At 71.1% G+C, this 21,243-nt stretch carries 22 protein-coding genes and 2 pseudogenes; 9 read left to right on the top strand and 15 right to left on the bottom strand.

What is annotated here, in order from left to right:
• Positions 1–57: 57 nt before the first annotated feature.
• A complete protein-coding gene (gene ggt, locus MQH10_RS11375) occupies positions 58–1,737 on the top strand; it encodes a gamma-glutamyltransferase (protein WP_272886880.1) in 1,680 nt (559 codons plus the stop codon).
• A gap of 163 nt (positions 1,738–1,900) precedes the next feature.
• On the opposite strand, the gene MQH10_RS11380 is transcribed toward ggt, so the two are convergent.
• The 4 genes from MQH10_RS11380 to MQH10_RS11395 form a co-directional block, all read right to left on the bottom strand.
• Complete coding sequence (locus MQH10_RS11380) at positions 1,901–3,217, bottom strand: sensor histidine kinase (RefSeq protein WP_336605082.1); 1,317 nt, start codon at positions 3,215–3,217, stop codon at positions 1,901–1,903.
• 252 nt (positions 3,218–3,469) lie between these two features.
• Positions 3,470–4,513 (bottom strand): quinone-dependent dihydroorotate dehydrogenase, encoded by a 1,044-nt coding sequence (locus tag MQH10_RS11385; protein ID WP_242564174.1) that lies wholly within the window; start codon positions 4,511–4,513, stop codon positions 3,470–3,472.
• Positions 4,510–4,851 (bottom strand): DUF952 domain-containing protein, encoded by a 342-nt coding sequence (locus MQH10_RS11390; RefSeq protein WP_242564175.1) that lies wholly within the window; start codon positions 4,849–4,851, stop codon positions 4,510–4,512. The genes MQH10_RS11385 and MQH10_RS11390 overlap by 4 nt, the downstream gene beginning before the upstream one ends.
• Positions 4,852–4,856: 5 nt before the next feature.
• Entirely contained in the window at positions 4,857–5,354 is a 498-nt protein-coding gene (locus tag MQH10_RS11395) for a SixA phosphatase family protein (RefSeq protein ID WP_242564176.1), read from the bottom strand.
• A gap of 93 nt (positions 5,355–5,447) precedes the next feature.
• On the opposite strand from MQH10_RS11395, the gene metX reads away from it, so the two are divergent.
• Together metX and metW are read left to right on the top strand one after the other, a co-directional pair.
• Positions 5,448–6,605, top strand: coding sequence for a homoserine O-acetyltransferase MetX (gene metX, locus MQH10_RS11400; protein ID WP_242564177.1), 1,158 nt, complete (start codon positions 5,448–5,450; stop codon positions 6,603–6,605).
• Positions 6,602–7,255 carry a methionine biosynthesis protein MetW gene (metW, locus tag MQH10_RS11405; protein ID WP_242564178.1) on the top strand — a complete coding sequence of 218 codons (654 nt, stop codon included), beginning with the start codon at positions 6,602–6,604 and terminating at the stop codon, positions 7,253–7,255. The genes metX and metW overlap by 4 nt, the downstream gene beginning before the upstream one ends.
• A gap of 9 nt (positions 7,256–7,264) precedes the next feature.
• On the opposite strand, the gene MQH10_RS11410 is transcribed toward metW, so the two are convergent.
• Genes MQH10_RS11410 through MQH10_RS26820 form a run of 3 tightly spaced genes read right to left on the bottom strand, consistent with a single transcriptional unit; the run spans position 7,265 to position 11,006 of the window.
• The gene (locus MQH10_RS11410) at positions 7,265–7,651 is read right to left on the bottom strand and encodes a VOC family protein (RefSeq protein WP_242564179.1); all 387 of its coding nucleotides are present in this window, start codon (positions 7,649–7,651) and stop codon (positions 7,265–7,267) included.
• Positions 7,652–7,697: 46 nt separating this feature from the next.
• Complete coding sequence (locus tag MQH10_RS11415; RefSeq protein ID WP_242564180.1) at positions 7,698–7,973, bottom strand: hypothetical protein; 276 nt, start codon at positions 7,971–7,973, stop codon at positions 7,698–7,700.
• Positions 7,974–7,976: 3 nt separating this feature from the next.
• The gene (locus MQH10_RS26820) at positions 7,977–11,006 is read right to left on the bottom strand and encodes an autotransporter outer membrane beta-barrel domain-containing protein (protein WP_242564181.1); all 3,030 of its coding nucleotides are present in this window, start codon (positions 11,004–11,006) and stop codon (positions 7,977–7,979) included.
• A 247-nt stretch (positions 11,007–11,253) separates the two neighbouring features.
• Between MQH10_RS26820 and MQH10_RS11425 the strand changes: the two genes are divergently transcribed.
• The gene (locus MQH10_RS11425; RefSeq protein WP_242564182.1) at positions 11,254–11,592 is read left to right on the top strand and encodes a helix-turn-helix domain-containing protein; all 339 of its coding nucleotides are present in this window, start codon (positions 11,254–11,256) and stop codon (positions 11,590–11,592) included.
• The gene (locus MQH10_RS11430) at positions 11,589–12,905 is read left to right on the top strand and encodes a calcium-binding protein (RefSeq protein ID WP_242564183.1); all 1,317 of its coding nucleotides are present in this window, start codon (positions 11,589–11,591) and stop codon (positions 12,903–12,905) included. The genes MQH10_RS11425 and MQH10_RS11430 overlap by 4 nt, the downstream gene beginning before the upstream one ends.
• Before the next feature lie 6 nt (positions 12,906–12,911).
• Here the strand turns inward: MQH10_RS11430 and MQH10_RS11435 are convergent, their stop codons facing one another.
• Both MQH10_RS11435 and MQH10_RS11440 read right to left on the bottom strand, forming a co-directional pair.
• Positions 12,912–13,256 carry a P-II family nitrogen regulator gene (locus tag MQH10_RS11435; protein ID WP_242564184.1) on the bottom strand — a complete coding sequence of 115 codons (345 nt, stop codon included), beginning with the start codon at positions 13,254–13,256 and terminating at the stop codon, positions 12,912–12,914.
• Between the two features lie 13 nt (positions 13,257–13,269).
• A complete protein-coding gene (locus tag MQH10_RS11440) occupies positions 13,270–14,082 on the bottom strand; it encodes a class I SAM-dependent methyltransferase (protein ID WP_242564185.1) in 813 nt (270 codons plus the stop codon).
• 96 nt (positions 14,083–14,178) lie between these two features.
• Between MQH10_RS11440 and gloB the strand changes: the two genes are divergently transcribed.
• Positions 14,179–14,925: a hydroxyacylglutathione hydrolase gene (gene gloB, locus MQH10_RS11445; protein ID WP_242564186.1), complete on the top strand. Its 747-nt coding sequence runs from the start codon at positions 14,179–14,181 to the stop codon at positions 14,923–14,925.
• A gap of 101 nt (positions 14,926–15,026) precedes the next feature.
• Here the strand turns inward: gloB and MQH10_RS11450 are convergent.
• The 3 genes and pseudogenes from MQH10_RS11450 to MQH10_RS11460 all read right to left on the bottom strand — a co-directional run.
• Positions 15,027–15,707 (bottom strand): annotated as a pseudogene (locus MQH10_RS11450) (DUF4908 domain-containing protein); the annotation flags it as partial.
• Between the two features lie 44 nt (positions 15,708–15,751).
• Entirely contained in the window at positions 15,752–16,477 is a 726-nt protein-coding gene (gene phbB / locus MQH10_RS11455; protein WP_242564187.1) for an acetoacetyl-CoA reductase, read from the bottom strand.
• Positions 16,478–16,541: 64 nt separating this feature from the next.
• The gene (locus MQH10_RS11460) at positions 16,542–17,717 is read right to left on the bottom strand and encodes an acetyl-CoA C-acetyltransferase (RefSeq protein ID WP_242564188.1); all 1,176 of its coding nucleotides are present in this window, start codon (positions 17,715–17,717) and stop codon (positions 16,542–16,544) included.
• A gap of 174 nt (positions 17,718–17,891) precedes the next feature.
• Between MQH10_RS11460 and phaR the strand changes: the two genes are divergently transcribed.
• The 3 genes from phaR (at position 17,892) to MQH10_RS11475 (ending at position 19,479) form a co-directional block, all read left to right on the top strand.
• Entirely contained in the window at positions 17,892–18,494 is a 603-nt protein-coding gene (gene phaR, locus MQH10_RS11465) for a polyhydroxyalkanoate synthesis repressor PhaR (RefSeq protein WP_242564189.1), read from the top strand.
• Between the two features lie 38 nt (positions 18,495–18,532).
• Entirely contained in the window at positions 18,533–18,862 is a 330-nt protein-coding gene (locus tag MQH10_RS11470; RefSeq protein WP_242564190.1) for a hypothetical protein, read from the top strand.
• A 182-nt stretch (positions 18,863–19,044) separates the two neighbouring features.
• Entirely contained in the window at positions 19,045–19,479 is a 435-nt protein-coding gene (locus tag MQH10_RS11475; protein ID WP_242564191.1) for a GNAT family N-acetyltransferase, read from the top strand.
• Here the strand turns inward: MQH10_RS11475 and MQH10_RS11480 are convergent.
• From MQH10_RS11480 to MQH10_RS11490, 3 genes and pseudogenes are all read right to left on the bottom strand, one after another.
• Positions 19,445–19,771: a helix-turn-helix domain-containing protein gene (locus tag MQH10_RS11480; protein WP_242564192.1), complete on the bottom strand. Its 327-nt coding sequence runs from the start codon at positions 19,769–19,771 to the stop codon at positions 19,445–19,447. The genes MQH10_RS11475 and MQH10_RS11480 overlap by 35 nt on opposite strands.
• Before the next feature lie 160 nt (positions 19,772–19,931).
• Positions 19,932–20,359: pseudogene (locus MQH10_RS11485) on the bottom strand (hypothetical protein).
• A gap of 100 nt (positions 20,360–20,459) precedes the next feature.
• Positions 20,460–21,209, bottom strand: a complete 750-nt coding sequence (locus tag MQH10_RS11490) for a glycosyltransferase family 2 protein (protein ID WP_242564193.1) — start codon at positions 21,207–21,209, stop codon at positions 20,460–20,462.
• Between the last annotated feature and the right edge of the window lie 34 nt (positions 21,210–21,243).

A 21,243-nucleotide genomic window follows, 5' to 3' on the forward strand; every position in this document is an offset into this window, starting at 1 on the left:
GGGTCCGCCTTGTCCTCCATTCAGCGTTCAGTCCTCGCCCTCGCCACCGCCCTGGCGATGTCCGCCGCCGTCGCCGCGCCGGCAGACGCCAAGCCGAAGGCCCCGGCCGCCGCCGCCCCGGCCTCCAAGGGCATGGTGGCCGCCGCCAATCCTCTGGCCGTGGAGGCGGGACTGAACGTTCTGCGCCGCGGCGGTTCGGCGGTGGACGCGGCCGTGGCGATCCAGGCGGTGCTTGGCCTGGTGGAGCCGCAGAGCTCCGGCCTCGGCGGCGGGTCATTCATGACCTATTACGACGCCAAGACCCGCAAGGTGACCGCCTATAACGGCCGCGAGACCGCGCCCGCCGGCGCGACGCCGGACATGTTCCTGGGCGCCGACGGCAAGCCCCTGCCCTTCCTCCAGGGCCTGCTCTCGGGCCGGGCCACCGGTGTGCCGGGCGCCGTCGCCATGCTGTCGCTTGCCCAGTCCCAGCACGGCAAGCTCGCCTGGTCGGGCCTGTTCGTCGACGCCGAGCGTCTGGCCGACCAGGGCTTCGTGGTCAGCCCCCGCCTGGCCGGCATGATCACCGGCCCCGCGCCCCAGGCCCGCGAGCCGGACGCCGTCGCCTATTTCACCAAGCCCGACGGGACCAAGTACCAGGCCGGCGACACCCTGAAGAACCCGGCCTATGCCGCGACCCTGCGCAAGATCGCCGCCGAGGGCCCCAAGGCCCTGCTGGAAGGCCCGATCGCCCAGGACATCGTCAACCGCACGACCCAGGGACCCCTGCCCGGGACCATGACGCTCGCCGACCTCAAGGCCTACAAGCCCAAGGTCAGCGAGGCGGTCTGCCGCCCCTACCGCGTCTATGTGGTCTGCACCCCGCCGGCGCCGTCGGGCGGTCCCGCCCTGCTGGAGGGGCTGGGCATCCTCGCCAACACCGACATCAACAAGTACGGGCCGGACAAGGTCCAGGGCTGGTATCTGATGAGCCAGGCCGAGCGGCTGATGTATGTCGACCGCGACCGCTATTACGGCGACCCGGACTTCGTCGATGTGCCGATGGCCGGCCTGCTGGACCCGGCCTATCTGAAGGCCCGCGCCGCCCTGATCAACCCGGACAAGGCCGGCCCCGCGCCGGAGCCGGGCAAGCCGAAGGGCGCCGGCGTGCGCGCGCCGGACGCCACCAAGGAGCCGGGCGGCACCACCCACATGGTGATCGTCGACGCCGCCGGGAACGCGGTGTCCATGACCACCACAGTCGAAAGCATTTTCGGCACCGGCCGCATGGTCGACGGCTTCTTCCTGAACAACCAGCTGACCGACTTCTCCTTCGCCCCGAAGGAGAAGGACGGCGTGGCCGCCGCCAATGCGGTGGCCGGCGGCAAGCGCCCGCGCTCCTCCATGGCCCCGGCGATCATCCTCGACCGCAAGGGCAAGCTGGCCGGCCTGGTGGGCTCCCCCGGCGGCCCGGCGATCCTGGCCTATAACCTCAAGGCCCTGGTCGGGGTGCTGGACTGGAAGCTCACCATGCAGGAGGCCGTGGCCCTGCCGAACCTGATCGCCCGCGGCGACACCTACGCCTCCGAGCCCGCCAAGTTCGCGCCGGGGGTGGTCGACGGCCTGGCCGCCAAGGGGGTCAAGGTGATGGCCGGCTTCGGCGGCGAGGGCTCCGGCCTTCACGGCATCATGGTCACGCCTAAGGGCCTGGACGGCGGCGCCGATCCCCGCCGCGAGGGCGTGGCGAAGCAGCCCTGAGGCTCCCGGCCCCTTCCACAATCCGCTCATCCCGGCGAAGGCCGGGATCCAGATCCCAGAACTGAGTAGCGGACTGGAGCGGCTCCGCGCCCATGGAGCCAGCCTCTGAGCTTGTCCATCTGGGTCCCGGCTTTCGCCGGGATGAGCGGTAGGGGTGTGGCCCCTACTCCGCCGTCGGCTTCTTCCGCCGCGCCCGTTTCGGCTTGTCGAGGCGGGGCGGGACGCCGGGCAGACGCAGTTCGAACACGGCGCCTTCCGGCCCGCTGTCGGCCAGGCTGAGATCGCCGCCGTGGCCCTGGGCGAGCTCGCGGGCGATGGCCAGGCCCAGGCCCGCGCCCCCCGGGCGGCTGGAGCCGGCGAAGGGCTGGAACAGGCGCTCGCGGGCGCGGTCGGGCACGCCCGGACCATTGTCGGCCAGGCGGATCAGGCCGGACATCGGTTCCTGGACGAAGCTCGCCCGTATGACACCCGGCGCGTCGCGGCCGGCCTGCTGCTCGATGGCCTCACGCGCGTTCTTCAGGAGATTGACCAGGATGCGGTGCAGCTGGTCGGGATCGGCCTGGACCTGGACGGCGGGGTCGACCTCGTTGGAGAACCGCACGGCCTTGTCGAGCAGCCGCGCCTCTTCCGCCGCCATCTCCAGCGCATCCGCCAGGGGCACGGGTCGGGCGTCCGGCGCCGGCTCCTGGGTCTTGCCATAGGCCAGCACGTCGGAGGCCAGCTTGACGGCCCGGTCCAGAGCCCGCTCCAGACGCGGCATGGCCTGGGCCACCTGGGGGTCCTTGACCGCCGCCAGCCGCTCCGAGGCGATCTGGGCGCTGGTCAGCATGTTGCGCAGGTCGTGATTGATCTTGGCCACCGCCTCGCCGAGCGCCGCCAGTCGGGCGCGGGCGTTGAGCGCGACCCGCAGGTCGGCCTGCATGCGGTCGAGCTCCACCTCGGCGCGGCCGATCTCGTCGCGGCGGCCGGAGGGCTCCAGGTGCGAAGCCGGATCGTCAGGGTCGGCGCGGAACCGCTCCATGGCGAAGGTGATCCGCTGCATGGGGCGGACCAGGAACAGATTGAGCGAGAGATAGACCAGGAGGCCGGCCAGGCCCGCCACGAAGCCCACCACCAGGATCAGCCGGCCGACATAGTCCGACAGCGCCCGCTTCAGCTCGGCGTCGGGAGCGACGATCTCCACGAAGTCGGCCTTGCGGAAGCGCGGCTCGGCGATCACCCGGACCATGCGGCCGTCGCCGCCGAACAGGGTCTGGAAGGGCGCGGTGATCCACGACACCGGCGCCTGGTCGCGCAGGTCGACCAGATAGGGCGCCTGGGCCAGGCGCGGGCCCTGCAGCACCAGCCGGCGCAGGCCGTCGGCCTGGATGGCGATGGTCTCGACCCCGGCGCCGGTCAGGAGCTGGTCGGAGAGCTGCTTGGTGACGCCGCGGTCGGGGGCGACCTCGGTGGAGAGCGAGGCGAGTTCGGCCGCCCGCACCCGGTCGAGAAGCCACTGCTCCTCGAAGGCCGCCAGGGTCGGCGGCAGGGCGAGCGCGCCGGCGCGCGACGAACAGGGTGGTGAGGATCAGCAGTCGTGCGGACAGGCCGCCCGGCCAGAAGAAGCGCCTTCCGGGGCGCCTCAAGGACGTCTGAGGCTCAGGGGCGTCGGCCATGACGACTCCCCGTTACGTCATCGCGAGGTGGAGAGCAACGCGGCCCCGCCTCGCGTCCCAGGGGAAAGGCCCGAAGGTCAAGCTGCGCCCACCGCCTCGGCGACGGCGCCGAAGCCGTCGGCGCGCAGGCGGGCGGCCAGATCGCGCCGGATTCGGGTCACCAGGCCCGGCCCGCCATAGACCATGGCCGAATAGAGCTGGACCGCCTGGGCGCCGGCGCGGATGCGGGCGTAGGCGTCGGCGCCGGAGGCTATGCCCCCCGCGCCGATCAGGGCCGTTCGGCCGGCGGCCGCGGCGTGGAAGGCGGCCATCATCGACTGGGCGAGCGGCCGCAGGGGCGCGCCGGACAGGCCGCCGGTCTCGCCGGCGTGGCGGCTCTTCAGCGCCGGGCGGGTGATGGTGGTGTTGGAGACGATGATCCCCGACAGGCCGTGGGCCACCACGGCCTCGACGATGGCCTCGACCTCGCCGTCCTCCAGATCGGGCGCGACCTTGAGGAACATGGGGACGCGCCCCGCGGCCGGCAGGGCGGCGGCGGCCTCGGCCGTGCGGCCCAGCAGCTCCTCCAGCGCCGCCTTGGTCTGCAGGGCGCGCAGGCCCGGCGTATTGGGCGAGGAGATGTTGAGGGTGAAATAGCTGGCCAGGCCCCAGAGCCGGGTCAGGCCGGTCACATAGTCGCCGATGCGGTCGGTCGCGTCCTTGTTGGCGCCGATATTGGCGCCGACCACGCCGGGCCCGCGGCGGGCGAGCCGGGCGGCGAAGGCCTCGACCCCCTGGTTGTTGAAGCCCATGCGGTTGATCACCGCCTGGTCCTCGCTCAGCCGGAACAGGCGCGGCCGCGGATTGCCCGCCTGGGGCAGGGGCGTGACCGTGCCGCATTCGACGAAGCCGAAGCCGGCGGCCAGCATGGGGCCGAACACCTGGGCGTTCTTGTCGAAGCCGGGGGCCAGGCCCACGCAATTGGGCAGGGCGAGCCCCGCGACGGTGGTGGCGAGGATCGGGTCGGGGGCGGCGGCGCGCGGTCCGAGACCGGCCTCCAGGGCGCGGATCGTCACCCCGTGGGCGTCCTCGGCGTCCAGCAGGTGCAGGGCGCGGGCGACGCCGTCGTGCAAGAGGCTCATGGCAGGATCCCGATGGCCGGGATCCCGTCGGGACCCAGGGGCGCCTCATGGACGGCGCGGACCTTGGCCTTGTCCAGGACGCCGTAGAGATGGGGGAAGAGGTCGCCGCCGCGAGAGGGCTCCCAGCGCAGGGCGGGGCCCAGGTCCTCGGACTCGATCTCCAACACCACCAGATCGACCTGGCCGGCGAAGTGGCGGCGCGCGGTCTCGGCGACCTGGGCGGCGGTGGAGAAATGGATGAAGCCGTCGGCGTGATCGACCGCCGAGCCGTCGAACACGCCGGCGATCTCGACCTCGGCCCAGTCGGCGCGTGGCAGGATCTTGTAGATGCGCCTCATCGGAATCAGGTCCGGTCCCTGGGAAAGAACAGCCCGTCATAGTGCGGACGCCCGGCCGAATCGATGAGGAACACCGCCGCGGCGGCGGTCGGAAAGCCCGACTGCACGCGGGAGATCAGGGCGCCCCCGGCGGAGGCTTCCATGAGCAGGCGGATGGCCAGTTCCTGCAGGCCGGGATTGTGGCCGACCACCAGCACGCAACCGGTCGCCGCGCCGGCGGCCAGCGCCGCGCGGCGGAACACCTCGGCCTCGGCCAGGTAGAGGGCGTCGTCGAACCGGGCCTGGGCCTTGGGAAAGGACGGCGCGACGGCGGCCCAGGTCTCGCGGGCCCGGGCGGCGGCGGAGACCAGGGCAAGGTCCGGGATCAGGCCCATCTCGGCCAGGGTCTCGCCCATGCGGGTCGACTCGGCCTGGCCGCGCGACGACAGGCGGCGGTCGAAATCGTCGCCGCTCTCAGAGTCCCGCTCGGCGTCGCCGTGCCGCAAGAGGATCAGCCGGTCCATACTCACTCCATAGCCCTGACAAGGTTCATACCCGGCCAGAGCGCGCGCGCGAAGCGGTTGACAGATAATACGCCCCGCTGTCCAAGCGGCGCGATGAGCGAAACGGCGACAGTCCCCCTCGACGCGGCGTCCGGCGGCGGAACCTGGCGGTTCCCGATCGACCAGCCCCTGCGCCTGGACTCCGGGGCCCAGATCGCGCCGCTCGAAATCGCCTACAAGACCTATGGCCAGCTCAACGCCGACAAGTCGAACGCCGTCCTGGTCTGCCACGCCCTGACCGGCGACCAGTATCTGGCCTCGACCCATCCGGTGACCGGAAAGCCAGGCTGGTGGACCCGCGTGGTCGGTCCCGGCCTGCCGCTCGACCCGGCCCGCTACTTCATCATCTGCAGCAATGTGATCGGCGGCTGCATGGGTTCGACCGGCCCGGCCTCGATCAATCCGGAGACGGGTGCGCCCTATGCCCTGGCCTTCCCGGTGATCACCATCGCCGACATGGCGCGGGCCCAGAAGATGCTGGTCGAAGCCCTGGGCATCGACACCCTGTTCGCCGTGGTCGGCGGCTCCATGGGCGGGATGCAGGTCCTGCAGTGGGCGGCGGACTATCCGGAAAAGCTGTTCTCGGCGATCTGCATCGCCGCGGCGCCGCGCCATTCGGCCCAGAACATCGCCTTCCACGAGGTCGGCCGCGCCGCGATCATGGCCGATCCCGACTGGCGGGCCGGCGCCTATGAATTGGCCGGCGTGCGCCCGGACAAGGGTCTGGCCGTCGCCCGCATGGCCGCGCACATCACCTATCTGTCGGAATCGGCCCTGCAGCGGAAGTTCGGCCGCGAGCTGCAGCGTGACGGCCTGTCCTGGGGCTTCGACGCCGACTTCCAGGTGGAGAGCTATCTGCGCCACCAGGGCTCGAGCTTCGTCGACCGGTTCGACGCCAACTCCTATCTCTACATCACCCGCGCGCTCGACTATTTCGACCTCGCCGCCCAGCACGGCGGGGTGCTGGCCCAGGCCTTCCGCAAGGCCCGCGACGTGCGGTTCTGCGTGCTCTCCTTCTCCTCGGACTGGCTCTATTCGACGAGCGAGAGCCGCGACATCGTGCGCGCCCTGAACGCCGCCGGCTGCCGCGCCAGCTTCGCCGAGATCACCACCGACAAGGGCCACGACGCCATCTTCCTGGATGAGCCGGCCCTGGATTCAGCCCTGCGCGGCTTCCTGGCCGCGGCGGCGGAAAAGCGGGGGATCGCGTGACGGCCGGCCCGATCCGCGAGGACTTCAAGGAGATCCTGCGCCTGGTGCGGCCCGGCAGCCGGGTGCTGGACGTCGGCTGCGGCGAGGGCGAGCTGCTCGAACTCCTGACCCGTGAAAAGGGCTGCGACGGCCAGGGGCTGGAGATCTCCACCAAGGGCGTCTCGGCCTGCCTGGCGCGGGGCCTCGCCGTGGTGCAGGGGGACGGCGACCGCGACCTCGACCATTTCCCGACCCAGGCCTTCGACTACGCCATCCTGTCCAAGACCCTGCAGCAGATGCGCGAGCCCAAGCACGTGCTGTCGGAGCTGTTGCGGATCGCCGACAAGGCGGTGGTCTCGGTGCCCAATTTCGGCCAGTGGCGGGTGCGCTGGGCCCTGCTCGCCAAGGGCCGTATGCCGGAGACCAAGGCCCTGCCGGACCCTTGGTATTCGACGCCCAACATCCACCTTTGCACCCTGCACGACTTCACCGCCCTGTGCGACGACCTCAACCTGCGGATCGACGCCTGCGCGGCTCTGTCCAACGGCAAGCCGGCCAGGCCGATCGACCCCACCCGGGCGATCGAGAACTGGCGCGCCGAGACCGGCCTGTTCCTGCTGAGCCGCAAGGCCGACGCGGCGCCCGCGCCCCGGCAGGACCTGTTCGGCTAGGCCGGGCGGTCAGGGCAGGTTGATCTGCCAGGAGACTCCGAAGCGGTCGGAGACCCAGGCGAACCGGCGGCTGAAGCCATAGTCGCCCACCGGCATCAGGACCGAGCCGCCCTCCCCCAGGGCCGCCGCCAGTCGGTCGACCTCGGCCTCGGTCTCGCAGTCCACGAACAGCGAGAAGGACGGGGTGAAGTCGAAGGCGTGCTTCACCGGGCTGTCATTGCAGATCACGGTCTGGCCGCCGAGGCTCAGCACGGCGCGCATGATCGCCGGCGCGCCCTGGCCCTCCGGGAAATGCGCGATTTCCAGCACCTGGGCGCCGGGGATCAGGGACACATAGAGGTCGAGCGCGGCCTGGCACTGGCCGTTCTGGAACATGAGGAAGGGCTGGATCTTCAAGGGCGTCTCCTCCTGGGTTTTCCAACCCCTAGTCCAGGCCCCCCGCTCACGCCAGCCAGGACGGCGGCGGCAGGCCGCGCAGGCGACGGACGTCCGCCCAGGCCAGGGCGAGCTCGGCCAGGCCCATGCAGGCGATCACCACCAGCGGCGTCTCGGCCACGGCCCGCCAGTCGGCGACGCCCAGGCCGATGGCGACAGCTAGGCCCAAAAAGGCCATCACCGCCGACAGTCTCAGCCAGCCCTCTGTCGCGCCCTGGCGGCAGAGATCGGCCACGCCCAGCGCGATCGCCGCCAGGCCGGAGAGCACCTCCGGACCGCCCATGGCCTAGAACACCAGGCGCGCCGCGACCCGGGCGTCATAGGTCTCATAGCCGTCGCGCATCTCGCCCCCGGCCTCGACCGTGAGGTCGACATATTCGCCCTGGGCGCGCAGGGCGATGCGGGCCACCCCGCCGCCGCCCGACAGGTCCGGCGCGGCGATGGAGAAGGCCGGGCCGCCGGCGACGAAGCGGGCGGTCGTGACGCCCGCCCCGTCGCCGGACACCTGACGCCAGCCGAGCGTCAGCTCCGGGGTCCAGGCGAAGGCGCTCTCCCCGCCCCACCGGCCGCCCAGGGTGACGCCCGCGAAGGCGGCAAGCTGCTCGCCCGTCCGGTCATCGATCTTCAGGTCGATGGCCGAGCCGCCGCCATGCTCCTGGCGGCCGTCCTCGCGGAGCCGGAAATAGTCGACCGTGACCTCCGGCCGCGCGAAGACCGCGCCGGCGTCGAACCGCCAGCCGAGATCGGCGTGGGCGGCCAGGCTGGTCCCATGCCAGTCCGACTTGGCCAGGCGCTGCAGCCCGGCCCCGGCGTCGGAGACGGCGCGCGAGCTCTTCATCCAGGCGTAGCCGCCATTGATCGAGACGGCCGCCGTCAGGTTCGCGTCGCCGCCGCGCCAATAGGCGCCGACCTGGGCCAGGGATCCGTCGAGGGATTCCGCGGCCGCCGAGCCCTTCTCGTCGACGTTCACCCCCAGGAAGCTGGTCTGCAGGCCGAGCACCCCCAGGTCGGTCGGCGGGGTCTCCACCCCGCCGGCGACGCCGAAGCCGGTCCCGTCATAGCTGGAGGCCCGGTCGAGATCGCGACGGACGATGAAGGCGATCTCCTGGGTCCAGCCGCGCAGGCCGTCGCCCGTCAGGCGCGGGGCGTCCTGGTCGGTGGCCCGGCCGGCCGCCTGGGCGCCGGCCGCCATCACCTGGAACAGGCCGCCCGCGTGGTCAGGCAGGAACTGGTCGTAGAGCTTGGCGAAAGATGCGCCTTCGGTCTTGCCCAGCAGGGCGTCGCGCACGCCGGCGTCGCGGTCGAAATTGGCGAACACCGCCTCATAGGCCTGGGCCTCGGCGCTGTTGAGCCCCGCCTCCTTGGCCGTGCGGCGGCGGACGTCGGCGACCACGGCGTTCTGCGGCTGATCGACCCGCAAGGTCGCCTGGTAGAGCCAGGGGGTCGAACCCAGCAGGCTCTGGTCGAGGGTCCCGGCGGTGAGCGCGCCGGCCTTGATCAGGGTGTAGCTGTGCGCCTCGGTCAGCTTGGAGGTCAGGCGCAGGCCGATCTTGGCGCCCGTGGCGATGTTGGCCGCCCCGGCGACGTCGAAGCGGGTGTTGGCGTTGGCGGTCGGATCGACCGTCATCATCAGCTCGCCCGCCGCACCGAGATTGAGGCTGGTCAGCCCCACGCTCTGGGGGTTGGTCGCCGTCAGCCGGCCCTTGGTCACGTCCACCGTCAGGCCGCCGCCGGCGTCGGTGAGCGCGCCGGTCATCCGCGCGCCGCCGTCGATCACCAGGGCGTCGGCCCCGCCGCCGAAGGCCACGGCGCCGTCGAGCCGTCCGGCCGTCAGCTCCAGCCGGGCCGCGCCGGACCCGAACAGCACGTCGCCGGTGATCGTCGGGGTGACGCTGGTCGAGGCGTTGGCCGACTGGCGCACCGTGACGCCCGCGCTATTGGCCCGCAGGTCCAGGGCGATCGCCCGGCCGGTCGCCGCCGAGCCGTCGGTCGGCGTGACCGTGGCGCTTATCAGACCGGTGTTGGTCAGGGTGCGCAGCGAGCCCGAGCCGTCATAGATCGCCGTGGCGTTCCCCTTGGCGCCGGATACCGCGGCCGAGATGGTCCCGCTGTTGAGCACGGCCGGCAGGCTGGCCCCGGCCTCCAGCCGCACGGCCTGGACCGTAACGGCGTCCGGCGACGCCGACTGGGCCTTGATGGCCCCGGTGTTGGTCAGGCTGGGCGTCTGGGCGCCGGCGGCCAGGCGCAGGGCGGTGGCGTCGGCCTTGGACGCGCCGGCGAGGACCTGGCCCGAGACCCGCACGCCGCCCTGGACGACCACCGCCTGGCCCAGGCCGCCGAGCTGGATCGCCGTGGCCGAATAGCCGTCATAGATCCCCTGACCCTGGACCACGCCGCGCACGTCGAGGCCGAAGGACTCCACGCCGATCGGCGCCCCGATGGTCACCGCATGGCTGTCGGACCCGATCCGCAGGGCCGGCGCCGACCCGTAGGAGGCGACCGTGCCGGTCAGTTCCTGGGCGTCGGGAATCCCGTCCTTGTCCTCGTCGGGGTCCTTGGGATCGAGGTCGGCGGGGGGCGCGTCGATCAGCACCCCGCCCTTCACGTCGCCGGCGATGCGCACCGCCGGTCCGCCGGTCAGAAGGTCGTCGGCGTCCAGCTTGGCGACGGCCGCATCAGCCGGCCGGCTGGTGTAGCGGAAGCCGGTGGCGCTGACCGCGGCGTCGATCAGCAGCCGGCCGCCGACCGTATCATCCAGGGCGACGGCGACCGAATCCTTGCCCTGGACCGTGACGCCGGCTGTGATGCTGACGTCGCCGCCCACCGACTTGGCCGCATGCAGGCCGTAGCTGCGATCACCGGAGACGCTGACCGCGCCGCCCGACTTCACCGAGCCGTCGACCGGGGCCTCCAGCGAGATGGCGGCGGAGTCATTGCCCTCGAGGGTGATGGTCCCCGTGCTCAGGATCGATCCGTGGAAGGCCGGTGCGCCGGTGACCCGGATCCCGAAGCGGCCCGAGCCCGTCGCGAAGGGCCCGTCGAGGTCCCCGTCATTGTCGGTGTCCTTGAGCACCGTGGACTCGTCGATGACGATCGAGCCGGTGAGCTTCACCTCGCCGGTCCGCCCGCCCTGGACGGCGATCCCCACGGCGTTGTTGGCGTCCTGGATCGCGAGCGCGCCCTCGACCGTGACCTTGTTGTCGGAGTTGAGGGTGACGGCCGTCCCGCTGGTGAGCTTCACCGAGCCGGCGGTCGTCACCCTCAGATCGTCCGCGGACCCGCTGGCCGCCGTGGCGGTGGCGAGGGGCGTCGTCACCGCCGTGGAGATCGCCGTCTCGGCATATGCGCCCGTCGCGGTCAGACATAGGGGGGAGCCGCGGCGAGGAGGAGAAGGCGAAGCTGCATGGAGGGTCCGGAACGAAAGGGGTGGCGGATCATGGATTTCCGTCTATGTTTCGGCTGTCACGACGTTTTAATCGTGCAGCGACTATCAGTTCAGTAATTACTGTATATCAGCCTCGGGCCGGTTCGCAAGCCGCCCCGCGGAGAAGGAGCGAGCGAGCATGCCCCGCAGTGCTGTGGACCCGGTTCGCGCGGCGGCGACCAAGAGCCTGAGACAGGCGGCCGGCCGCTGGCTGAAGGCCGCGCGGGAGGCCGCGGGCCTGACCCAGGCCGAACTCGCCGAGCAGGTGGGGCTGCGCTATTACACCTTCGTCAGCCAGGTGGAGAGCGGCCTGGGCCGGGTGCCGATCGAGGCCCAGGGGGCCTGGGCCAAGGCCGTCGGGCTGGAGGAGAGCGCGTTTGCGCGCACCCTGTTGCGCCACTACGAACCCGAACTATATCGCCTGCTGTTCGGCGAGACTCCCGACCCGACGCCCGAGGGGGAGCGCGCCAGCGCATGAGCAACATCGTCCCGTTCGTCCCCAAACCGCCTGACGGCGACTGGACGTCGGGCGAACGCGCGCGCCTGGGCGAGCTGGCCGAGCGGCTGGCGGCGCGCGGGACCCGGGTGAAGGCCGCCTATGGCGTGTCCGACCAGGGCGACCCCTGGTGCGTGATCCAGGACGACGAGGACGAGGTCCTGATCCACATCGCCCGGATCGACGGCGCCTTCGTGATCCACGACGCGGCGATCGACGCGGTGCAGGAGACCGACAGCCTATGGAGCGCCATGGCCCGGCTGCTGGGCCAGGCCTGGAAGGACGGCAGCACGGTCATTCCGCTGGATCTGCGCCAGGCCCAGGCCCTGCTGGCGTTGATCATGGCGGCGGTCTTCGTGAGGCAGGCCATTCATGACGGCCAGATGGCGGCGGCCCATGGCGGCCACGACCTCGGCTTCGAACCCGACCCGGCCGGCGCGCCGCCGCAGGACCCGACCCACGGGGCCGCCCCCCATGCCCCGGACGCCCATGCGCCGGAGATGAGGCCCGACCAGGTCGCCCGCGCGGACGATTCGCCGGCGGAAGTTCATCGCCGGGACCTGGGCGACACTCAGCCGGACGAGGGCCCTCGCGCGCCGGCGACCGGCTCGGTCGTCGCCCTGGCCGCGGCCGCAGCCCCGCAACTGGCCGTCGCCCAGGCGCCGCAGCCGGCCCATCCCGAGGTCGCGGGGCTGGTGCTGACCGGCGGACCGGGCGCCGACCACCTGATCGGCGGGACCGGGGCGGACACCCTGTCGGGCGGCGGGATCGGCGCCGGCCGCATCGACCTGCTGGAAGGCCGGGGCGGCAATGACCGCATCGAGATGGCCGCCGGCGTGGTGGCGCGCGGCGGGCCCGGCGCGGACACCTTCGTCCTGTCCGGCAGGACCGGAAGCCAGGCCGGCTTCAGCGCCGCCTTCGACAAGTCCATGGCCGCCGGCGGCGCGACCTCCGACGGGGTGATCCTCGACTTCGGGGCGGGAGACCACCTGGTCTTCGCCAACGGGGCGGCGGCGGTGATCGTCAGCGTGACGGCGACCAAGGACGTGCTGAGCGGCCTGCACGACGCCACGATCCTGGGCCACACCGCCGAGACCCCCGGCGTGCGGGTGGGGATCGACCTGGACGGCGACGGACGCGAGGACGTCTATGTGATGGTGGCCGGGCCCGGCGCCTCAGGCCTGACGGCGAGCTCGGCCCACCTGGCGGGCGCGTCGGCGGATACGCCGATCCACGACCTCGCGGCGCCGGTCCAGCTGCCCCTCGAGGCGCATCACGGCATTCTGCTGGGCTGAACCGGCTCAGCCGGCGATGGCGGCGGCGTCCAGATCGCCAGTGCGGATGCGCAGGGCCTTTTCCAGATCCAGCACGAACACCTTTCCGTCGCCGATCTTGCCGGTGTTGGCGGTGCGGGCCACAGCCTCGATGACGGCGTCGGCGATGTCGTCGGGCACGGCGATCTCAAGCTTGACCTTGGGCAGCAGCTTCACCTCGTATTCGGCGCCGCGATAGACCTCGGTCTTGCCCCGCTGACGGCCATAGCCGCGCACCTCCGTGACCGTCAGGCCCGAGGCCCCGGCCTCGGTGACCGCCTCCAGAACCGCGTCGAGGCGGCTGGGCTTGATAACGGCGACGATCATTTTCATGGGAGGTCTCCAGCTAGAGCGTCCGGGAAATCAGGCTAGGGCGATCCGTCGAGCTCTCCAAGAGGTTCGACGTCGCAGCGGGAGCCGGCGCCTTAGAAACGGGCGCCCGGCCGGCCGGCAGGGGATTGAGGGCGGGACGCGCGGCCTGGACGCGCACCCGCGCCGCCCGCGGCTTCACCGCGAAGGTCTGTTTCACCGCCTCCATCAGCAGCAGGCCGGAGAAGCCGGGCCACAGGCGCGAGCCGGCCTGTTCGAAGCCTTCCGCCCACCCGGCCATGAAATTGGCCGGCGGCACATAGAGGGCGCGGGTCCAGCCGGAGGGCTCCAGCTCCGCCTCGCGCAGCAGCTCGGCCAATTGCCGGCGGCTGTAGGGCCGGCCGTGACCGAAGGGGGTGGCCTCGGCGTTGGCCCAGGCGCCGTTGCGGGCGGCGACCACCACCACCACACGGCCGGTGGGCGCCAGCACCCGCCAGACCTCCCGCATCAGGGCCAGCGGATCGGGGCTCTCCTCCACCGCATGGACCGCCAGGATGCGGTCGAACATGGCGTTGCGGAACGGCAGGGCGTCCTCGGGCGTCAGGCAGGCGAGGTTGGCGCCGTCGGCGGGCCACAGCTCCACCCCCTGCTGGGCGGGCATGGCCGCCACCACCCGGCGGGCGGCGGGCCGCAGGGCGCCGATGAAGGGCGTGGCGTAGCCCAGGCCCAGGACGTCCAGCCCATGGGCGTCGCCCCAGGCCTCGACCACCTTGCGCGCCGTCATCTCGCGGGCCGCGCGGCCGAGGGCGGAGGCGTAGAACTGACGAAGCTCGAGGACGTCGCGGCGCATCGCCTATCAGTTAAGCCCTGTCAGGCGTTAACGCGACCTCGACTTGCGCCCCTGCGGCGCCTAGATGCGGAAGGCGCACCGGATTCAGAGGCCCCCATGTCGATCACCGTCCACCAGTTCCCCTGCCTGTCGGACAATTACGGCTTCCTGGTGCGCGACGACGCCACCGGCCTGGCCGCCTGCGTGGACACCCCCGAGGCGGGGCCGATCCTCAAGGCCCTGCAGGACACGGGCTGGAAGCTCGCCCTGATCCTCAACACCCACTGGCACCAGGACCATGCCGGCGGCAACGCCGAGATCAAGGCGGCGACCGGCGCGATCGCGATCGGGCCGGCCGAGATCGAGCGCCTGACCCCGGTCGACCGCAAGGTGGCCGGCGGCGATGTGGTCGAGCTGGGCGAGACCCGCTTCCAGGTTATCGAGACCGGCGGCCACACCCTGGGCCACGTGGCCTATTACGATGCGGCCGATCATGTCGCCTTCGTCGGCGACACCCTGTTCGCGCTTGGCTGCGGGCGGATGTTCGAGGGCACGGCCGACCAGATGTGGGCGAGCCTGCAGCGCCTGGCCGCCCTGCCCGACGACACCCGGGTCTATTGCGCCCACGAATACACCGCCTCCAACGCCCGCTTCGCCCTGTCGGTGGATGACGACCCGGCCCTGAAGGCCCGGGCCGAGCAGATCTTCGCCGCCCGCGAGCGCGGCGAGGCGACCGTGCCCACCACCATCGGGGTCGAGAAGGCCACCAACCCCTTCCTGCGCGCGCCCCTGCTGCGTCCCGGCATGCCGGCGCATGAGGCCTTCGGCGCCGTTCGGGCCGCCAAGGACGCCTTCAGGGGCTGAGACGCCCGAGATCTAGTGGGAGGCGACCGCCGAGATGATGCGGTCGCTGGACGGCCGGCGGCCAGGCCCTCGGACGGGGCGATGGTGATCTGCATCACCCCCTGCTGAAGGTCGGCCGAGGCCTTGCGTCCCTCGACGAGGCGCACCTTGCTGAACCGGCCGAGCGCGATCTTGGCGTCGGGGCGGCGGGCCAGGCGGGCGACGGCCTCGGCGGCGATGGTCGCGGCGTCGGCCATCAGCGAGAACGAGGCGGGGCTGGCGTCGGCGTCGAAGGGGATCAGCCGGCGGGCCGCGTGGCTGGCCTTGGCGCTGGCCTGGGCCAAGCGCTCCAGCAGTTGCTGCGGGCCCATCTGCGGCAGGCGCAGCGGCGGGCCGCCCCCGGCCAGGGCCGCGGCGGAGCCGCCCGGCCGCTCCTCGGTGAACAGGGTCAGGCCGCCCAGGCGCGTCGCGCGCAGCACCGGCTCACCCAGGTCATTGAGATAGAGCACGTCGCCGCGCGGGGCGAGCTGGGGCCGGAGCGCCCAGACCTCGGGACTGTCGTCGAACTTGAGCAGCGGCCGCGGCTGGCTGCGGTCCAGCACGAAGGTGTCGCCTTCCTGCGAGACATAGCGGGCGATCGGCAGGGTCGGCGCCCGATCCGGCGCCGTCGGATGGAGACCGAACAACCCCTCGCGCAGGATGTCCGCGGCGCCCGCCTGGGCGGGGCCGGCCAGACCGACGAACGCCGCGACGGCCAGGGTCGCGGCGAACGCCGAAATGCAGGGGAACTTGGAACCGGTCATCTGGATCGAACTGATGCCCCCGGACTGGGGCGCATTTTTGACCCTTAACCGGCCATGTACTGTCCGCCGTTCAGCGACAGGGTCGATCCCGTCACATAGCCGGCATGTTCGCCCGCCAGGAACGCCACCATGTCGGCGATTTCCTCGCCGCGGCCGAGACGGCCCACCGGGATCTGGCCGATGATCGAGGCAAGCACGTTCTCCGGCACGGCCTGCACCATCTCGGTGTCGATATAGCCCGGGCAGACGCAGTTCACGGTCACGCCCTTCTTGGCGTTCTCCAGGGCGAGCGCCTTGGTGAAGCCGATCACCCCGGCCTTGGCGGCCGAATAGTTGGTCTGGCCCATCTGGCCCTTCTGGCCGTTGATGGACGAGATGTTGATGATCCGGCCCCATTCGCGTTCGCGCATGCCCTCGATGACCTGACGGGTCATATTGAAGACCGAGTCCATATTGACCCGGATCACGTCGGACCACTGCTCGGGCGACATCCGGTGGAAGACGCCGTCGCGGGTGATCCCCGCATTGTTGACCAGCACGTCGATCGGTCCGAACTCCGCGGCCACCGCCTGGGCGGCGCGGGCGCAGTCGTCGTAATTGCCGACATTGCCCTTCACGACCATGACGCCCAGCTCCTTGGCGCAGGCCGCGGCGGCTTCCTCATTGCCGGAATAGCCCGCCGCCACATGCATGCCGTCGGCCTTGAGCCGCTCGCAGATGGCGCGGCCGATGCCGCGTGTCCCGCCGGTGACGAACGCCACTCTGGCCATTGGTCTCTCCCATTTCGTGTTGCGGCCGCCGCCGGTTGATCCGGCGGTCGTCCCGAGGCTCGTGTCAGATCGATTCCACGCACATGGCCACGCCCATGCCGCCGCCGACGCAGAGGGTCGCCAGACCCTTCTTGGCGCCCGAGCGCTTCATCTCGTGGATAAGGGTGGTGAGGATGCGCGCGCCGGACGCGCCGATCGGGTGGCCGATGGCGATGGCGCCGCCGTTCACATTGACCTTGGCCGGGTCGAGACCCAGGTCGCGGACGACGCAGATCGACTGGGCGGCGAAGGCTTCGTTGGATTCGATCAGGTCGAGGTCGCCGACCGACCAGCCGGCCTTTTCCAGCGCCTTGCGGCTGGCCGGGATCGGGCCGGTGCCCATGATCTCCGGGTCCACCCCGGCCGAGGCCCAGGAGGCGATGCGGACGAGCGGGGTGAGGCCGCGGGCCTTGGCCTCGTCGGCGCTCATCAGCACCAGGGCGGCGGCGCCGTCATTGAGGCCCGAGGCGTTGGCGGCGGTGACCGAGCCTTCCTTGTTGAAGGCCGGGCGCAGGCCCGAGACGCTTTCGAGGGTCGCGCCGTGGCGGATGTATTCGTCCTGGTCGACGACCACGTCGCCCTTGCGGCCCTTGATGGTGACCGGGGCGATCTCGCCGGCGAACTTGCCGGCCTTCTGGGCGGCCTCGGCCTTGTTCTGGCTGGCGACGGCGAACTCGTCCTGTTCGGCGCGGGTGATCTGCCAGCGCGAGGCGATGTTCTCGGCGGTCTGGCCCATGTGATAGCCGTGGAAGGCGTCGAGCAGGCCGTCCTTGGTCATGGTGTCGACGAAGGTCATGTCGCCCATCTTCACGCCCGAGCGCAGCTGGGCGGCGTGGGGCGACTGGCTCATGCTTTCCTGGCCGCCCGCCACGACCACCGCGGCCGAGCCGTCGGCGATCTGCTGGGCGCCGAGCGCCACGGCCCGCAGGCCGGAGCCGCAGAGCTGGTTCAGGCTCCAGGCCGGGCTCTCCACCGGGATGCCGGCGTTGACCGCCGCCTGGCGGGCCGGGCCCTGGCCGGCGCCGGCCTGCAGCACCTGGCCCATGATGACTTCCTGCACGTCGCCGACCTTGATGCCGGCCCGTTCCACGGCGGCGAGGATGGCGACCTTGCCCAGCTCGTGCGCGGGCAGGCCCGACAGGGCCCCGTTGAACGAGCCGACCGGGGTGCGGGCGGCCGAGACGATGACGACGTCGGTCATGACGGAGCTCCTTCAGGCTTAAGGCGACTATCTATCGAGAACCCGCCCCATAAGGGCAAGGGGAAGAAATCTCTCTGGGTTCAATCGCCTGTGCTTTGCGAACGCCCTCGCATCCGCGATACTGCAATGCGATAACGAGGGTCGGCGAGGGGATCGACCCCGAAAGGGTGCGGAATGGCTGACGTCAAGGACGGCACGGGTAAAGACGACCGGGTGGTCATCAAGAAGTATGCGAACAGGCGGCTCTACAACACCGCCTCCAGTTCCTATGTGACGCTTGAGCACCTCTCGGACATGGTCAAGCAAGGCGTCAATTTTGTCGTCTATGACGCCAAGACCAACGAGGACATCACACGGTCGGTCCTCACCCAGATCATCTTCGAAGAGGAGAGCCGGGAGGGCCAGAACCTGTTGCCGATTCAGTTCCTGCGGCAACTGATCGGGTTCTACGGCAATTCGATGCAGGCCTTCCTGCCCAGCTATCTGGAGCTGTCGCTGGCGACCTTCGCCGAGCAGCAGGAGCGGATGCGGACCCAGTTCGCGGCCCTGGCGCCCGGCGCCGGCATGGGGACCTATGACGAACAGATCCGCCAGAACCTGGCGATGTTCGACCGGGCCATGAAGATGTTCTCGCCCTTCAGCTTCGCGCGGCCGGACGACGGCGCCCAGCCCAAGGCGCCCGACCCGGCGCCGGCCGCCGGCGACGCCCTGTCGGACCTGAAGAAGCAGATGGAAGAGATGCAGGCCCAGATCGAGCGGCTCGCCTCCAAGCGCTGAGGGCTTTTTAACGAAGGGTGGGGCAGGATCGAAAGGTCATGACCTCGCCCATCGATCCCATCCGGAGAGCCCAGCGCCTGCGCCACACGCGCCGGCCGGACGCGGACGAGACCGAGGAGGTCTTCGAGGCCGAGGACCGCAGCCTGCCGGTCCCGGTCGGCCCGGTCACCAAGCCCGGCCCCGAGCGCCAGGCGGCCGGCCCGGCCGCCTTCTCCGCCCATCTGATCGGCCAGGACGGCCAGAGGCGCGGCCTGCGCGGCGGACCCGAGACGCTGGGCGCCGCCAAGAGCGCCTATGTGCGCACCGAATGGTCCGGCGCCGCCGACCGCCGCGCCCGCAAGGGCGGCGTGCAGAAGACCGAGATCTGAACCTCGGTTGCGCGCCGATGCGGCCGCGCCTAGCCTCACGCTCATGAAGGGTTTCGTCGCCGTCTGAGCCCGCGCTGTCGCGCGAGACGCTGATCCCGGCGGGCCCGGCCCGCCGTCGCGGCTTTGCGCCCGCCTGACCCTGCGGCTGCGCCGGGCGCGCCGCGCCCTTCTCGGAAAACACCATGACCTTGATCATCGAACAGGCCGAGCGGCCTGACGACGCCTACATGCCCATCTGGGCGCCCTTGCTGCAGTTCAACCAGGCCGCCGTGGGCGACGCTCAAGGGATTCCCTTCGCCCTGACCATCCGGTCGCGGGACGCGCCCGAGGTGCTGGGCGGACTTTGGGCCCTGTCCCTGTGGGGCTCCTTCTATGTCGGCCTGCTGGTCGCGCCGGAGGGGTTCCGCGGCCAGGGCCTGGGGAGCGAGCTCCTGGCCAGGGGCGAGGCAGAGGCCCAGGCGCGGGGCTGCCGGCACATGTGGCTGGACACCTACGCCTTCCAGGCGCGAGCCTTCTATGAACGTCACGGCTTTGCGGTGTTCGGCCAGATCGACGGCCCGGCCCCGATGTTCCCGCGATGGTTCATGCAGAAGATGCTGCCCCTGACCGAAGCCTGACGATTTCCGCCTCGAGCGTCGCGACGCGGCGCTCGAGCGCGGCGATGCGGGCGAGCGGGTCCTGGCCGGGGACAGGGGTGGAGACGCCGGCCTGCCGGGCGACCTCGGCGGGAGATTCGCCCAGGAGCTCGGCGAAAACCTCCACCTCCCGGGCTGAAACTTCCCTCTGGTCCTTGAACACCAGGGCGAGGTCCGCCTCGCTCAGGCCCGCGGCGGCTGCCAGGACGGCCGCGGTGAGGCCGCGTTCGGCCATCCGGGCCTCGAACCAGGGGCGGTCAAAGAACAGGGCCACGATTCAGATTCCGCATCCCGCGCCGTGGCGCCGGTCTTGCTTGATGGGGAGGTAACCATCGCAAACGGGACAGATCATGACCTCGATCGCCATCAAGATTTTCGACGTGGCCGTGGTCACCCTGATCTTCACGATCCTGACCTGAGGCCGTCGGGCGGCCTTAGGGCGCGTCCGGATGGAAGTCCACGTCGCGCGCGCCGAGACGATGGTGACGATGAAGCCGGCCAGCACGTCCAGCAGCACCATGATGGTGAGCAGGAAGAAGGTCGAGGTGGCGAAGGCCGGCGCCAGCAGGAACTCCACCAGGCAGACGATGAACAGGATCATCGACAGCGAGTGGTTGATGATGGCGATCCGCCGGCTGGTGGTGGATTTCAGCAGCTCGATGAACAGCACGACGAGCGAGGCGGCCAGCAGCAGGTCGCCCAGGCTCACCGGCCATTCGACCTGACTGGTCATGCGCAGGCTGAACAGCTGCTCGGTCATGCGGGCGTTGGCGTCCACCGACCGGAACCCGCCCGACAGGGTGAGCGCGATCAGATTGTAGACGAGCACCGGCAGGGCCAGCAGCGGAAACGCGGCGAACATCGGCAAGCCCCCTTGCGCCGGACCAGTCCGGCGATCCTAAGGGTTAACCGCTTTGCCGGAACAGGTGAAGCGTCCGCAACCGAGACGGGCGCGGCCGGGCTCAGACCTCGTCGGCGCCGCCGGGATTGCGGGCCCGCGACTGCAGCCACATCACCCCCATCAGGTCCGACAGCGAGGCCCAGAGCCGGCCGAGATTGGTGTATTTCGACTGGCCGGTCTGGCGGTGGCGATGGTTCACAGGCCGGAAGTCGACCTTGTAGCCCTCGCGCAGCATCAGGGCCGGGATGTAGCGGTGGATGTGATCGAAATAGGGCAGCCGCAGGAAGGCCTCGCGGCGGAAGGCCTTGAGCCCGCAGCCGGTGTCGTTGGCGGTGTCGTGCAGCAGGCGCTTGCGGACCCCGTTGCCGAATTTCGAGGCCAGCTTCTTGGCCTGGCTGTCCTGGCGCTTGACCCGCTCGCCGCCGACCAGGGCGAGTTCGGGCGGGCCCGCCAGCAGGGCGTCGACCAGCTGGGGCCCGTCGGCCGGGTCATTCTGGCCGTCGCCGTCCAGGGTGACGATCACCGCCCCGCGCGCGGCCAGGATCCCGCTGCGGATCGCCCGGCTCTGTCCCGAATTCTTGCGGTGCTTCAGCACCCGGAGCGCCGGCAGCTCCGGCTCCAGCGCCTTCAGGGCGGCGACCGTGCCGTCGCGGCTGTGGTCGTCGACGAAGATCATCTCGTAGCGCCGGCCGGCGAAAGCGCGGGCGATTTCCCGGGCGAGATCGGGCGCGGCGCCCTCCTCGTCGAACACGGGAACGACGACAGAGATGTCCGGAGCGGGGTCGGAATGTGCGGTGGGCGTCTTGGCCATGGCTCCTAATAGCGGAAACGCGGGCGCGCGAAAG

The sequence above is a fragment of the Phenylobacterium aquaticum genome (assembly GCF_022695515.1).
Classification (GTDB): domain Bacteria; phylum Pseudomonadota; class Alphaproteobacteria; order Caulobacterales; family Caulobacteraceae; genus Phenylobacterium; species Phenylobacterium aquaticum.

Coding starts and splice junctions, on each gene's coding strand:
- ggt (WP_272886880.1), top strand. CDS start 58: ATGTCCGCCGCCGTCGCCGCGCCGGCAGACGCCAAGCCGAAGGCCCCG.
- MQH10_RS11385 (WP_242564174.1), bottom strand. CDS start 4,513: ATGAGCCTCTTGCACGACGGCGTCGCCCGCGCCCTGCACCTGCTGGAC.
- MQH10_RS11390 (WP_242564175.1), bottom strand. CDS start 4,851: ATGAGGCGCATCTACAAGATCCTGCCACGCGCCGACTGGGCCGAGGTC.
- MQH10_RS11395 (WP_242564176.1), bottom strand. CDS start 5,354: ATGGACCGGCTGATCCTCTTGCGGCACGGCGACGCCGAGCGGGACTCT.
- metX (WP_242564177.1), top strand. CDS start 5,448: ATGAGCGAAACGGCGACAGTCCCCCTCGACGCGGCGTCCGGCGGCGGA.
- MQH10_RS11415 (WP_242564180.1), bottom strand. CDS start 7,973: ATGGGCGGTCCGGAGGTGCTCTCCGGCCTGGCGGCGATCGCGCTGGGC.
- MQH10_RS11425 (WP_242564182.1), top strand. CDS start 11,254: ATGCCCCGCAGTGCTGTGGACCCGGTTCGCGCGGCGGCGACCAAGAGC.
- MQH10_RS11430 (WP_242564183.1), top strand. CDS start 11,589: ATGAGCAACATCGTCCCGTTCGTCCCCAAACCGCCTGACGGCGACTGG.
- MQH10_RS11435 (WP_242564184.1), bottom strand. CDS start 13,256: ATGAAAATGATCGTCGCCGTTATCAAGCCCAGCCGCCTCGACGCGGTT.
- MQH10_RS11440 (WP_242564185.1), bottom strand. CDS start 14,082: ATGCGCCGCGACGTCCTCGAGCTTCGTCAGTTCTACGCCTCCGCCCTC.
- gloB (WP_242564186.1), top strand. CDS start 14,179: ATGTCGATCACCGTCCACCAGTTCCCCTGCCTGTCGGACAATTACGGC.
- phbB (WP_242564187.1), bottom strand. CDS start 16,477: ATGGCCAGAGTGGCGTTCGTCACCGGCGGGACACGCGGCATCGGCCGC.
- MQH10_RS11460 (WP_242564188.1), bottom strand. CDS start 17,717: ATGACCGACGTCGTCATCGTCTCGGCCGCCCGCACCCCGGTCGGCTCG.
- phaR (WP_242564189.1), top strand. CDS start 17,892: ATGGCTGACGTCAAGGACGGCACGGGTAAAGACGACCGGGTGGTCATC.
- MQH10_RS11470 (WP_242564190.1), top strand. CDS start 18,533: ATGACCTCGCCCATCGATCCCATCCGGAGAGCCCAGCGCCTGCGCCAC.
- MQH10_RS11475 (WP_242564191.1), top strand. CDS start 19,045: ATGACCTTGATCATCGAACAGGCCGAGCGGCCTGACGACGCCTACATG.
- MQH10_RS11490 (WP_242564193.1), bottom strand. CDS start 21,209: ATGGCCAAGACGCCCACCGCACATTCCGACCCCGCTCCGGACATCTCT.